Consider the following 12,647-nt stretch of genomic DNA (forward strand, 5'->3'; position numbering starts at 1 on the left):
CGTCGGGTCGGCTGGGCTGTCACGCCACCGACGGTAGCTCGAGCAGCAACTCGACCGCCCGGGCCGCGCTCTGCACGGCGCTCTCCATCGTGGCCGACCAGTCGGTGGCGGTCCAATCGCCCGCGAGGACGAGGCCGGGCACCGAGGTGCGCTGGTCCGGGCGCAGCCCGTGCGTCCCGACTACCTGGGAGAAGGTGGCTCGCGGCATCTTGACCACCTGTGCCGCAACGACCTTCGCCGCTCGCGCGGCCGGATAGTAACGGCGCAGCAGGGCCATCTGCTCGGCCACGATCTCCTCGTTGGGCTTGTGGATCTGGTCGTAGGCGCCGCTGGTGGTAAGGCAGTAGAGCCAGGCGTGGTCGGTGCGGCGGGCGTGCATGCGCTGGCGGTCGAAGACCTCGTCGATGACGCCGGTGCCGCCGATGAGCGCCTCGAAGGCATGGGCGGTGCCCAGCGGGCGGTCCAGGTACAGATTGGTGCTGACGATCGGGGTGTGGCCCAATTTGTCCGCCGCGGCGTAGATTTCGCCGTGTTCGGGCAGATCGTCGAGCAGACCGGCGATATGGGAGTTCGGGACGGCGCACACCACGGCGTCGGCGGGCAGCTCGCTGCCGTCGGCCAGGGTCACGCCGGTGACCGCACCGTCGCGAATGGTGATGCGGCGCGCCACGGTTCGATAGCGCACCTCGACCCCGCGGCGTTCGAACAGCCGCAGGGCGCCGGTGACGTAGAGGGTGTCCAGGTCGACGGTCGGATAGCCGATGGTGACGGGGATGCGGTGCCGCAGGCCCAGGCGCAGACCGGTTGCCATCACATCGGCGAAGATCTTCGCGGATTCGCGCTGCACCGGTTCGGCAGCGATGCCCAGGGCGAGCCAGTCCCACAGCGCCTCGCGGGCGGTGGCGGGCATGCCGACGCGCTGGAACCACTGTTCGGTGGTGAGGTCGGCCAGGTCCGCGGGCTGCCGCAGGCACTGCCACCCCAGGCGCAGCGTGGCGCGGGCGGCGCGCAGGCGGTCGGCGATGCTCGCGTCCGGATGCAGGCCCAGGAAGGTCCTGATCGCCGCCGGACCCGTCGTCGACATGGTGACCGAGCGGCCGTCGGGCCAGCGCAACGTCGCGCGGTGCGGATAGGCGACGAAGTCGCGGGTGCCGATGGTCTCGAGATAGCGGAACAGATGGTGGTAGCCGCTGGCGATGACGTGCTGGCCGTTGTCGGGGATGTCGTGCACGGCGTCGGCGCGCATGGCATGGGTGCGGCCGCCGAGCCGGGCGCGGCGCTCCAGCAGGGTGACCCGCTTACCCGCCTCGGCCAGCCAGACCGCCGCGGCGAGCCCGGCCAAACCGCCTCCGATGACGACGTATCGGCGTGGATCCTGGCCCATGACGGCCTCCTCGCAGTAACTTACAACTCGTAAGTTATGCGGAACGCGGTTCGGCCGTCAAGGGTTTCGCGGGATCGCGATCAGTGCGCGGCGGTGTGGTGGGTCGGCGTCGGTGCGCTCGGATGCGAGCGCTCGGCCGGATGCTGATGCAGCAGCAGATAGACGAAAAAGATCGTCACCGCGAGCGAGGCCAGGGCGATAAGCACCTGCACGGCAATGTCGAAGACGCGGCGTCGAGCCGTCGGCACCGTCGTCATCTGCCTGCTCCTATGTCGGTCACCGCGGTGGGTCGACGGTAGTGTCGGGTTTCGATCAGCGAGCGTTAGCAATTGAGCGGCAAATTACACCGGTGGCAGGTCGCCCGGGTGGTGACGCGCCGAAGTCAGCCGGGAACGGGCTGACAGCGAGGGCAGAAGTAGATGCTGCGGTCGGCGCGTTCGGCGACCTCGTCCGTGGCCATGCGGACGACCATGCGATTACCGCAGCGGCGGCAGGGTTGATCGGCGCGGCCGTAGGCGAGGGTGCGGCGCGGCGGGCGTTCGACCGCCTCGGTGAGAATCCGGTGCGCCGTATCGACCATCGTGCGCAGGTCGCCCACCGCGCCCACCGGCGTCTCCGGGTGCACGCGGTGCAGATAGCAGACCTCGCTGCGATAGATGTTGCCGATGCCCGCCAGGTTGCGCTGATCGAGCAGTGCCAGGCCGATCGGCCGATCGGGTTGTTCGCGCAGTCGGCGCACGGCCTCGTCCGGATCCCAGTTCGGGCCGAGCAGATCGGGGCCGAGGTGATCGGTGGCGGTGTGCTCGTCGGCGCGGCGCAGCACTTCCACCAGGCCGAGGGAGAAGCCGACGGCCTCGGCGTCGGCGGTGGCCAGGATGAGGCGCGCCGTGAAACCGGGCCTGGTCCACTTCTGGCCGGGTTGGTAGGTCCGCCAGACGCCCTCCATCTTCAGATGGGTGTGGATGCTCACGGCCGGGGTGCGCACGAACAGATGTTTGCCGTAACTGCCGACGCTTTCGACCGGCTGACCGCGCAGATCCAGGGTGGCGTAGCGGGGAACCCGGAAATCGCTGCGGGTCAGCGTCTTTCCGTCGAGCGCCCGCCGGAGCCGGGCCGCCGCGAGGAAGACGGTGTCGCCCTCGGGCATCTCAGCTCCCGGCCCCGGATTCGGTGGGGTGGAACTGCTCGAACATCAGCTCGTAGCCGTCCGGATCCAGGCCGTAGAAGATCCGGGCCCACGGGGAGTCCTCGGGTTCGAGGGTGACGGTCAGACCCTCGGCTCGCCACAGCCGGTAGGTCCGATCCAAATCCTCGACCGGGACGGCGAGGACCACCCCGCTGCCCAGGGGACCGCCGCCGGTGGCCGTGACCGCGCGCCGGTCGTTGTGATAGCCGTGGGCGAACCGGTCCGCGAGAATCAGCCAGGTGTCGCCGAAGGCGAGATAGCGCAGGTTCGGTTGTTCGTCGCCCGGAAGGAGGTCGAAACCCACCCGGCGATACAGGGCGGTCGAACGCTCCAGATCCGTCACGCGCAGGCTGATCTTCAACTGCCTCATGGCTTGCTCCGCAAGCGGAAGCCACGCGGTGTGGCGGCGAACCCCGCCGCGGTGAGGAAGCTGGCGAAGGTGTTGCCGTGCACGGATTCGCCGTCGACGCGGTCGATGACCAGGGAGTCGACGCGGCGGCTGTGGACCAGGGCGGCCAGGGCCGCGGCGGCCTCGGTGCGGGCCTGCGGATCCTCGGTGAAGGTGAGCAGGGTCTTGCCGCCACGTTCCAGGTAGAGGGCCAGTTCGCCGTGCACCAGCACCACCAGTGCGCCCGCCTTGCGCCCGGGACGGTGGCCCGCGCCCTCGGCGGCGGCCTTGGGCCAGGGCAGGGCCGCGCCGTACGGGTTGGCCGGATCGCACGCGGCGAGTGCGAGCGCCTCGGCGGGGACGCGCTCGGAGCGTTCGGTGTCGTAGGAGCGCAGCCGGTCGACCACATCGGTCGTGGAGAACTGCGCACCGCCCAGGGAATCCACGAAGTAGCCGCGTCGGCAGCGCCCGCGATCCTCGAATTCGGTGAGCACCCGGTACATCAGCGCGAATCCGCCCGGCACGCCCTCGCTCTGCACCGCCCCGCGGGTGAGCACGCCGTAGCGCTCCAGCAGTACATCGGCCGTGGCGTGCGCCCGAATCGTATTGTCGGCCACCCGCTCCGGCAGCAGCGACCAGCGTCCGGCCACAGTCGGCGGGCCGGTGCGGGTCGGCAGATTCGCTCGGGGCAGATACATCCGCCCGCGCGGCGTCCGGCGCGGCGTGCGATGCGCGGTCGTACTGCGCGTGCTGCCCGACAGCATCGCCCGCACGGGCGCGAAGGTGTCCCCGGCGACATATCCGGCCCACACCAGCTCCCACAGCGCGGCCGCGACCGCCGTATCGTCGAGCAGTCCGGTGGCATCGGAGAGTTGCCGGAAGAAGTACGCGCCGGCGGTGGAGGGCACCACCTTCGCGCGTCCGGTCGTCGCATCCGGTTGCGGCTGCGCGTCATCCGCGGCGTCGGACGGCGGGCCTTCCGGAATGAGGGTGGCCCCCATGGCCAGCAGCAACCGGGACTGGATCTCGGTGAGGTCGATCTCGTCCGGTGGGGGCAGGGTGAGGCCGAGCTGATCGGCGGGGTGCAGGGCGATCCAGCCATCCTTGGCGGTGATGGAGCCGTGGCCGGACCAGACCACCTCGCCGGTGGCCATGAGTTCGTCGAGCATGGCCGGGGAGTAGTCCCGCACCCGGGACGGGAGCACCAGCGATTCCCAGGCCGAGGCCGGAATCGGCACGCCCGCAAGTTGTTCCACGACCGCCGCGACGCCGTCGACGCCGCGCAGCTCGCCGGTGCCGACGTGCTGCCAGGCGGGCAGGAAGCGGGCGAAGGCCGCGGTCGGAACCGGTTCGACCTCCTTGCGCGCCGCGGCCAGCGAGCGGCGGCGCAGGCGGCGCAGGACCTGGGCGTCGCACCATTCGGCCCCCGCCGAGCCGGGCGTGAATTCGCCCTCCACGACGCGTTTCTCGGCGGCCAAGCGGTGCAGGGCGGTGGCGGCGACGGCCGGGCCGATGCCGAAGCGGCGGGCCACCGCGTCGAGGGTGAACGGTCCGTGCGTGCGGGCGTAGCGGCCGACCAGATCGCCGAGCGGATCGGACACGGGTTCGATGAAGGCGGTGGGGGTGCCGATGGGCAGCGGCACGCCGAGCGCATCGCGCAGCCGGGCGGCGTCTTCCACGGCGACCCACCAGCGCGATCCGGCGAACGAAACCTCCAGGGCCCGACGAGATCTCGACAGTTCCTCGAACCAGGGCGCGGGATCGTCGGCGCAGCGCAGCGCGGCCTCGTCGCGGGTGAGCGGACCGAGCAGCCGCAGCAGATCGGCCAGCCCCTCCAGATCGCGCGCCTGGCGTTCGGGAGTGAGCCGCTGCAACTCCCGCTCGGTCTGCTCGATGACGGCCGCGTCCAGCAGCTCGCGCAGCTCCACCCGGCCGAGCAGTTCGGCGAGCAGGCCGGAGTCCAGCGACAGCGCGGCCGCGCGACGCTCGGCGAGCGGGCTGTCGCCCTCGTACATGAACTGCCCGATGTAGTCGAACAGCAGCGCGTTGGCGAACGGTGAGGGCGCGGCCGTCTCCACCGCCACCAATCGCAGCCTGCGCCGCCCGATATCGCCGAGCAGCCGCCGCAGCGCGGGCAGGTCGTAGACGTCCTGCAGACATTCGCGCACGGTTTCGAGCAGGATCGGGAAGTCGGGGAATTTCCTTGCTACGTCGAGTAATTGGGCCGCGCGCTGACGCTGCTGCCACAGCGGCGCGCGGCGGCCCGGATCGCGGCGTGGCAGCAGCAGCGCGCGGGCGGCGCATTCGCGGAACCGCGAGGCGAACAGCGCCGAGGCGCCGACCTGCTCGGTGACGATGTCGTCGATCTCTTCGGAGTCGAAGACGAACAGCTCCGGGCCGGGCGGATCGTCGGTGGTGTCGGGCAGTCGCACCACGATGCCGTCGTCGGAGGCGGTCGGCGCGGCGTCCACCCCGAACCGCTCCCGCAGCCGCGCCCCGATCGCGAGCGCCCATGGCGCGTGCACCGGCAGCCCGTAGGGCGAATGCAAGACCAGCCGCCAGTCGCCGAGTTCGTCGCGGAACCGCTCCACCAGCAGGGTGCGATCCGTCGGCAGCTGTCCGGTCGCCTGCTGCTGCTCGCGCAGCAGCGCCACCAGATTCGCCGTCGCGAAATCGTCCAGCCCGGCGGAGTGCACCACTCGCTCCAGCTCGCCGAGTTCGGCGTCGGCCCCGCGCTTGCCGCCACCCGCGGGTTTCTTGGCTGGGACGAGGGTCTTTTCCGCCGCTGCGTCGCGCACGGGCGAGCTGTCGGGTTCCTCCTGCGCCGACCTCGATCTCTTGCGCCTAGCGGCGGAGTCCTGCTGTGCGGGATTCTCGATGTCGATCTCGTGCGGCCGGGCGTCGACGCCGTCCACCGCGGAGTATGCGCCGGAACCGGTTTCGGGTTCCGGATGCGGAGCCCCCGCGGCGTGGACGAGTGCGTCCAGCCGGGTCGCCGACGCCCGCTCGACCGCCTGTCCGGCGGTGCGAATGAATTCGCCCAGCGCCGCGCCCAATTCGGCCGGGCGACCCAGGGAATCGCCGTGCCAGAACGGCAGTCGGCCGGGCAGGCCGAAGGCGGGGGAGACCAGGACGCGGTCGTGGGTGATCTCCTCGATGCGCCAGCTGGTCGCGCCCAGCGCGAAGACATCGCCGACGCGGGATTCGTAGACCATCTCCTCGTCGAGTTCGCCCACGCGGGAGGCCTTCTCGCCGACCATGAACACCGGGAACAGGCCCCGGTCCGGAATCGCGCCGCCGGAGGTGACGGCGAGGCGCTGCGCGCCGGGGCGACCGGTCAGCGTGCCCGCGTCGCGGTCCCAGACCACACGCGGGCGCAGTTCGGCGAATTCGTCGGAGGGGTAGCGGCCCGCCAGCAGGTCCAGCACCGACTCGTAGGCCGAGCGGGGCAGCGTGGCGTAACTGCCGGTGCCGCGGACCGTTTCGAACCAGGTGTCGACATCGATTGGTTCCAGGGCGCAGGCCGCGACCGTCTGCTGGGCGAGGATGTCGAGGGGATGGGCGGGGACCGCGAGTTCCTCGATCTGCCCGGCCGTCATCCGCATGGACGCCACCGCGCAGTGGATCACATCGGTGCGGTGCTTGGGGAAGATCACCCCGCGCGACACCTCGCCCACCTGGTGCCCGGCGCGGCCGACGCGCTGCAGTCCGCTGGCGACCGAGGGCGGCGCCTCGACCTGGACCACCAGATCGACCGCGCCCATATCGATTCCGAGTTCGAGGCTGCTGGTCGCGACCACACAGCGCAACCGGCCGCTCTTGAGGTCATCCTCGATGAGCGCGCGCTGCTCCTTGCTCACCGAACCGTGATGGGCGCGGGCGAGCAGCTGTTCGGCGCCGTGGACGACCTCGGTGGACGGGCCGAGCTGGGCGGGTGGGGCGTGCTCGGTCTCGACCGGCTCGCCCAGTCGGGCGGTGTAGGCCTCGTTCAACCGGGCCGTCAGCCGCTCGGCCAGGCGGCGCGAATTCGCGAAGACGATCGAGGAGCGGTGGGCCAGCACCAGGTCGACGATCGCCTCGTCGACATGCGGCCAGATCGAGCCCGGCTGGTCGTCGGACTCGCCCGGTTCGGTCATATCGGCCACCGGAACCCGCACCGACAGGTCGAAGGTCTTGGGTGCGGGCGGGGCGACGATGGTGATCGGGGCCGCGCCCACCAGGAACCGGCCCACCTCCTCCGGCGGCCGCACGGTCGCCGACAGGCCGATCCGCTGCGCCGGGCGGGCGGTCAGCAGGTCCAGGCGGGCGAGCGAAAGCGCCAGGTGGGCACCGCGTTTGGAGCCCGCGATGGCGTGCACCTCGTCGACGATCACGGTGTGCACCTCGGCGAGCGACTCGCGCGCCGCCGAGGTGAGCATCAGAAACAGCGATTCGGGCGTGGTGATGAGGATGTCGGGCGGGGTGCGCTGCATGGCCCGTCGCGCGGTCGCGCTGGTATCGCCCGAGCGCACGCCGACGGTGATCTCCGGCGGCGACAGACCCAGTCGCCTGGCGGTCTGGGTGACACCGACCAGCGGTGCCCGCAGATTGCGCTCGACGTCGACCGCCAGCGCCTTGAGCGGGGAGATGTAGAGCACCGACGTGCGCCGCGGCCCGTTCACCGGCTCCCGGGTGGCCAGCCGGTCGATGGCCCACAGAAATGCCGACAGCGTCTTACCCGAACCCGTCGGCGCGACGACCAGCGTGTGCTCACCGGCGGAGATGGCCCGCCACGCCCCCAGCTGAGCGGCCGTCGGCGCCTCGAACGCGCCGTCGAACCACTCCTGAGTGGGGCGGGAGAACTGGTCCATGGCAACAGTCTGCCTCGGGGGACCGACAAGAACGGTCACAGCGTTGGCTGGGCAATCGCGACCCGCGGCGCGACCGCGCGCCGTACGCTTCCAACGTGCAGAAGGTCCTCCGACTCGACCTGGTCAGTCACGGTATGACCGAAGCGATGCGCAAAGCCAGATTCCCGGTGGACGAACCGCTGACCGAGGCGGGCCGCCGAGCCGTCGCCGCATCCGGCCGATTACCCGCGGCCCGCGTTCTGACCGCGCCGGAACGACGGGCCGTGGAGACCGCCGCGCTGCTGGGACTGCTCGGCGAGCAGGACGACCGGCTGCGCGACCTGGACGCGGGGGCGTGGCGGGGTGGGGAGTTGATGTCGGTGCCGCAGGACGAGCTCTACGCCTGGCTGACCGATCCGAAGTTTCGCGGTCACGGCGGCGAGACGGTGGTGGATGTGGTGGAGCGGACCCGCGAGTGGCTCGACGATATGGCGGCGCAGGGGGTGCCCACGATCGCGGTCACCCATCCGGCGGTGATCCGCGCGGCGCTGCTGATCACCCTCGACGCCCCGTCGAAATCGTTCTGGCGCATCGATATTCCGCCGGTGAGCATCACCCGCCTGCACTATCGCGGCGAATGGACGCTGCACTTCAGGTCGTAGTCGAGCGCAGCAGCGTCCGGATCGCGTCGCTGATCAACCGCGCCGACAGCGACGGGTCGATCGCGCGCTGAATGCCCAGGCCCAGGCCCGCGCTCAACACCAGGGTCGCGGCGTCCTCGGCGGGGAGCGGCAGCCGCACTCCGAGATCGTCGGCCAGGCCCTGCAACTGCGCGGCGACCATGCCGCGGACGAGGCCGAGGCTGGACACCAATTCGCGCTGCAGCTGGGGATCCTCCCGGGCGACGATGGCGAATTCGAATTCCAGCATGGTCCAGCCGACATCGCCGAGGGTGCGCTCGGCCCAGCCCTCCAGCCGCGCGAGGCGCTGCTCGAGCGTGCCCGCGGCCTGCAACAGCTCGCTGGCCTCGCCGAACTTCGTCTCGTGGATATGCGAGAGCACCTCGAGACACAGCGCCGATTTGGTGCGGAAGTTGGAGTAGACCGCGCCCTTGGAATATCCGGCCTCCTCGGCGACGCGCTCCAGGCTGGTGCGGGCGTAGCCCTCGGACAGGAACAGCTCGCGCGCGGTATCGAGCAGCTCCGCGCGGGTGCGAGCCTGACTTTCGGAGCGGGTCAGTCGGGGCATGGGAGAATTCTAAGTACTGCCGGAATTCGGATACCGGCGGTATTCGAATCCTGATAGTGTGCGAAACCATGAGTAACGGCAATGGGGCCAGGCGGCGCGGGCTGGCGATCGGGTGCGGGGGCACGGTCGGCGCGGCGTGGATCGTCGCGGCGCTGGCCGCGGTGCGCGATGTGCTGGAGTGGGATCCGCGCGAGGCCGATGTGCTGATCGGCACCTCCGCGGGCGCCGAGCTGGTGACCATGCTCGGCAGCGGGGTCGGCGTGGACGAGCTGATCGCCATGCAGCGCGGCGAGGTGACCGATCCGGTGCTGGCGCGACATGTGCGCGACGCGCCGGGCCGCTTCCCGCCGTTGCCCCGGCCGCGGCTCGGCGCGCCGCGACAAGCCCTGCGCACCTTGACGTCCGGCGGGGCCGGGAATCGGCAGCGGTTGCTCACCGCGGGCAGCGGGCTGCTGCCCGAGGGCAGCGGTGATGCGCGGTGGCTGCAGCGGCTGGCCGATGGGCTGGCGCCGGGTCGCGAGTGGGTGCGGCATCCGGCGACCTGGCTGGTGGCCATGGACTATGCCACCGGGGCGCGGGTGGCCTTCGGTTCGCCGGATGCGCCCGCGGCGAATCTCGGTGCGGCGCTGCGGGCCTCGTGGGCCATTCCGGGGTGGTTCCCGCCGGTGGCGATCGGGGGTCGGCGCTATGTGGACGGCGGGGCGGCCTCGACCGCCTCGGTGGATCTGCTGAAGTCGGCGCGCCTGGACGAGCTGGTGGTGCTGGCGCCGATGGCCTCGACGGGGCGGCTGCGACCCACCGGGCCGGGGCATTTCCTGGAGCGGCAGTTGCGCATTCGGATGAGTGCTCAGCTCGACGGCGAGATCGCGCAGCTGCGCGCCACGGGCGCCAAGGTGCTGCGCATCGACGCGACCGCGGCCGATCTCGCGGTCATGGGGCCGAACTTCATGGACGGCCGTCGCCGTTCGGACACCTTCGAACACAGCCTGCGCGGTACCCGCCGCGCGGTGGAGCAGGGAGCCTTCGCATGAGCATCCTCGGAAACGGTTATCCGGCCATCGATCTCGCCGGGGCCCGGGTGTTGATCACCGGTGGCGGGCGGGGGATCGGGCAGGCCACGGCGGAGCTGTTCGCGCGCAGAGGTTCCGAGGTCGCCATAGCCGATGTCGACATCGCCGCGGCGCAGGCGGTGGCGGGGGCGCTGCGGGGCCGCGCCTTCGAATTGGATGTGCGCGCCCGGGATCAGTGGGACAAGGTGGTCGCCGATCTGGGGCGCGTCGACATCCTGATCAACAATGCGGGTGTGATGCCCGCCGGGCCGTTCCTGGTCGAGCCGGATGCGGTGGGGCACACCACGATCGATGTGAACGTGTGGGGCTTGATCCACGGCATGCGCGCGGTGGTGCCCGACATGATCGAGCGCGGCCGCGGCCACGTGGTCAACGTAGCCTCGCTCGCGGGCAAGGTACCGATCCCCGGCCTGGCGGTCTACAACGCGAGCAAGTTCGCCGCGGTGGGCCTGTCGGCCGCGACCCGACTGGAATTCGCGGAACACGGTGTGAGTGTGAGCTGCGTGATGCCCGCCGCGGTGCGCACTCGGCTCGCGGCCGGGTTTTCTCTCGGCGTCGGCGTGCCGATGGTCGAGCCGGGAGATGTCGCGGCCGCCATCGTGAAGACCTGCCGCACCCGCCGGGCCGAGGTCGCCGTCCCCGGCTATCTGGGTGCTGTCGACGTGGCCCTGGCCGCCGCCCCCGAACCGGCCGTTCGAATCGTCCGCCGTCTCTTCAACGGCGAGAGCGCCCTCCACCCCACCGACGAAAAGGCGCGCGCCGCATACGAATCCCAGATCCGCGCCATCACCACCGACGACTGACCCACCCCCCAGCCGCACCCTTTCCCGCCTCCCGCACCCGCTCCAGCCGCCCGTAGGTGCGAAGTGCGGGAAAGGGTGCGGCCTTCGTGTACCGCTTCGGGGGCGGAGTCTTTCGCGTTCCCGTCCTCGGGCGTCCCAGCGCCCGAGGACGGGACTCGCCTCAGCCGAACTGGATGCCTTGCGCCAGCGGCAGTTCCGTGGAGTAGTTCACGGTGTTGGTGGCGCGGCGCATATAGGACTTCCAGGAGTCCGAGCCGGATTCGCGGCCGCCGCCGGTTTGTTTTTCGCCGCCGAAGGCGCCGCCGATTTCGGCACCGGAGGTGCCGATGTTGACGTTGGCTATGCCGCAGTCGGAGCCGTCGGCGGCGAGAAAGCGTTCGGCCTCGCGCTGGTTGGTGGTGAAGATGGCCGAGGAGAGGCCCTGGGGGACGTCGTTGTGGAGGGTGATGGCCTCGTCGAGGTCGGTGTAGGTGAGGACGTAGAGGATGGGGGCGAAGGTTTCCTCGCGGACGATCTCGGTCTGGGCGGGCATGCGCACGAGGGCGGGGCGGACGTAGAAGGCATCGGATCCGGCGACCTCGACTCGCTCACCGCCGCAGATCAATTCGCCGCCGTCGGCGACGGCGCGGGCGAGGGCGTCCTGCATCGCGGTGTAGGCGCGCTCGTTGATCAGCGGGCCGACCAGGACGCCGTCGTCGAGCGGATTGCCCACGGCCAGTTGGCGATACGCCTTCTCGATGCGTTCGACCAGCGCGTCGGCCACCTCCGTGTGCGCGATCAGGCGACGCAGCGTGGTGCAGCGCTGTCCGGCGGTACCGGCGGCCGCGAAGACCACGCCGCGGGTCGCCAATTCCAGATCGGCGGACGGGGTCACGATCGCGGCGTTGTTCCCGCCCAGCTCCAGCAGGCAGCGCCCGAACCGCGCGGCCACCCGCGGCGCGACCGTCTGTCCCATGCGCACCGATCCGGTCGCGCTGACCAGCGCCACCCGCTCGTCGTCCACCAATCGCGCGCCCACGTCGGCCGCGCCCTGCACGAGCTGATGGATCTCCGGATCGGCGCCCACCTCGATGGCGGCCCGGCGCAGCAGGGTGTGACAGGCCAGCGCGGTCAGCGGCGTGGTCTCCGAGGGCTTCCACACCACGGTGTCACCGCAGACCAGCGCCAGCGCGGTATTCCACGACCACACCGCGACCGGGAAGTTGAACGCCGACAGCACCCCGACGACGCCGAGCGGGTGCCAGGTCTCCATCAGCCGGTGGCCCGGGCGCTCGGAGGGCATGGTGTAGCCGTAGAGCTGACGCGACATCCCGACCGCGAACTCGCAGATGTCGATCATCTCCTGCACCTCGCCGCGGGCCTCGGCGCCGATCTTGCCCGCCTCGAGGGTCACCAGTTCGCCCAGCCGGTCGAGGTTTTCGGTCAGCAGCTGGCCCAGCCGTCGCACCACGGCGGCGCGCTGCGGCGCGGGCACCGTGCGCCACGCACGAAAGGCGTTGGCGGCCTTGGCGATCGCGTCGTCGACCTGCTCGGCCGAACTCGGCGCCAGGGTGGCCAGCTCACCGCCGGTGATCGGCGTGCGCGCGGGCAGCGGCCCGGGGGTGGGCAGCTCGGCCCCGAGCTCGCGCAGCAGTTGCTCGGCGCGGGCGCGCAGTTCGACGGTCAGCGGTGCGGTCGGTGCGGATGTCATCCATTTCTCCATGTGAGGCGGTCATCTTCGGAAAGCCCCGAGCCATGTT

The 12,647-nt window shown here is 71.0% G+C and carries 9 protein-coding genes and 1 pseudogene; 3 read left to right on the forward strand and 7 right to left on the reverse strand.

Annotated features, from left to right (window positions below):
* Window positions 1-19 precede the first annotated feature (19 nt).
* The 5 genes and pseudogenes from hpnE to NDR87_RS30280 form a co-directional block, all read right to left on the reverse strand.
* Window positions 20-1,411, reverse strand: a pseudogene (gene hpnE, locus NDR87_RS30260) (hydroxysqualene dehydroxylase HpnE); the annotation flags it as partial.
* 53 nt (window positions 1,412-1,464) lie between these two features.
* Complete coding sequence (locus NDR87_RS30265; protein WP_251917212.1) at window positions 1,465-1,641, reverse strand: hypothetical protein; 177 nt, start codon at window positions 1,639-1,641, stop codon at window positions 1,465-1,467.
* 125 nt (window positions 1,642-1,766) lie between these two features.
* Complete coding sequence (locus tag NDR87_RS30270) at window positions 1,767-2,531, reverse strand: DNA-formamidopyrimidine glycosylase family protein (RefSeq protein WP_251917214.1); 765 nt, start codon at window positions 2,529-2,531, stop codon at window positions 1,767-1,769.
* Between the two features lies 1 nt (window position 2,532).
* The gene (locus NDR87_RS30275; protein ID WP_251917215.1) at window positions 2,533-2,940 is read right to left on the reverse strand and encodes a VOC family protein; all 408 of its coding nucleotides are present in this window, start codon (window positions 2,938-2,940) and stop codon (window positions 2,533-2,535) included.
* Window positions 2,937-7,808: a DEAD/DEAH box helicase gene (locus NDR87_RS30280; RefSeq protein WP_251917216.1), complete on the reverse strand. Its 4,872-nt coding sequence runs from the start codon at window positions 7,806-7,808 to the stop codon at window positions 2,937-2,939. Before NDR87_RS30280 ends, NDR87_RS30275 begins: the two co-directional genes overlap by 4 nt.
* A gap of 95 nt (window positions 7,809-7,903) precedes the next feature.
* Here NDR87_RS30280 and NDR87_RS30285 point away from each other — a divergent pair, with 95 nt between their 5' ends.
* A complete protein-coding gene (locus NDR87_RS30285; protein ID WP_251917217.1) occupies window positions 7,904-8,449 on the forward strand; it encodes a histidine phosphatase family protein in 546 nt (181 codons plus the stop codon).
* On the opposite strand, the gene NDR87_RS30290 is transcribed toward NDR87_RS30285, so the two are convergent.
* Window positions 8,439-9,035 (reverse strand): TetR/AcrR family transcriptional regulator, encoded by a 597-nt coding sequence (locus NDR87_RS30290; protein ID WP_251917218.1) that lies wholly within the window; start codon window positions 9,033-9,035, stop codon window positions 8,439-8,441. The two genes, NDR87_RS30285 and NDR87_RS30290, sit on opposite strands and share 11 nt — an antisense overlap.
* A 68-nt stretch (window positions 9,036-9,103) precedes the next feature.
* Here NDR87_RS30290 and NDR87_RS30295 point away from each other — a divergent pair, with 68 nt between their 5' ends.
* Both NDR87_RS30295 and NDR87_RS30300 read left to right on the forward strand, forming a co-directional pair.
* Complete coding sequence (locus NDR87_RS30295; RefSeq protein ID WP_251917220.1) at window positions 9,104-10,066, forward strand: patatin-like phospholipase family protein; 963 nt, start codon at window positions 9,104-9,106, stop codon at window positions 10,064-10,066.
* Entirely contained in the window at window positions 10,063-10,908 is an 846-nt protein-coding gene (locus NDR87_RS30300) for an SDR family NAD(P)-dependent oxidoreductase (RefSeq protein WP_251917222.1), read from the forward strand. The genes NDR87_RS30295 and NDR87_RS30300 overlap by 4 nt, the downstream gene beginning before the upstream one ends.
* Window positions 10,909-11,068: 160 nt before the next feature.
* Here NDR87_RS30300 and NDR87_RS30305 read toward each other — a convergent pair whose 3' ends face one another.
* The gene (locus NDR87_RS30305; protein ID WP_251917224.1) at window positions 11,069-12,598 is read right to left on the reverse strand and encodes an aldehyde dehydrogenase family protein; all 1,530 of its coding nucleotides are present in this window, start codon (window positions 12,596-12,598) and stop codon (window positions 11,069-11,071) included.
* Between the last annotated feature and the right edge of the window lie 49 nt (window positions 12,599-12,647).

It is taken from the genome of Nocardia sp. CDC159 (assembly GCF_023740735.1).
GTDB classification, from domain to species: domain Bacteria; phylum Actinomycetota; class Actinomycetes; order Mycobacteriales; family Mycobacteriaceae; genus Nocardia; species Nocardia pulmonis.

Bases quoted from the DNA above. Each gene is read 5' to 3' on its own strand.
- NDR87_RS30275 (WP_251917215.1), bottom strand. From the start codon at position 2,940: ATGAGGCAGTTGAAGATCAGCCTGCGCGTGACGGATCTGGAGCGTTCG.
- NDR87_RS30295 (WP_251917220.1), top strand. From the start codon at position 9,104: ATGAGTAACGGCAATGGGGCCAGGCGGCGCGGGCTGGCGATCGGGTGC.
- NDR87_RS30305 (WP_251917224.1), bottom strand. From the start codon at position 12,598: ATGACATCCGCACCGACCGCACCGCTGACCGTCGAACTGCGCGCCCGC.
- NDR87_RS30290 (WP_251917218.1), bottom strand. From the start codon at position 9,035: ATGCCCCGACTGACCCGCTCCGAAAGTCAGGCTCGCACCCGCGCGGAG.
- NDR87_RS30280 (WP_251917216.1), bottom strand. From the start codon at position 7,808: ATGGACCAGTTCTCCCGCCCCACTCAGGAGTGGTTCGACGGCGCGTTC.
- NDR87_RS30300 (WP_251917222.1), top strand. From the start codon at position 10,063: ATGAGCATCCTCGGAAACGGTTATCCGGCCATCGATCTCGCCGGGGCC.
- NDR87_RS30270 (WP_251917214.1), bottom strand. From the start codon at position 2,531: ATGCCCGAGGGCGACACCGTCTTCCTCGCGGCGGCCCGGCTCCGGCGG.
- NDR87_RS30265 (WP_251917212.1), bottom strand. From the start codon at position 1,641: ATGACGACGGTGCCGACGGCTCGACGCCGCGTCTTCGACATTGCCGTG.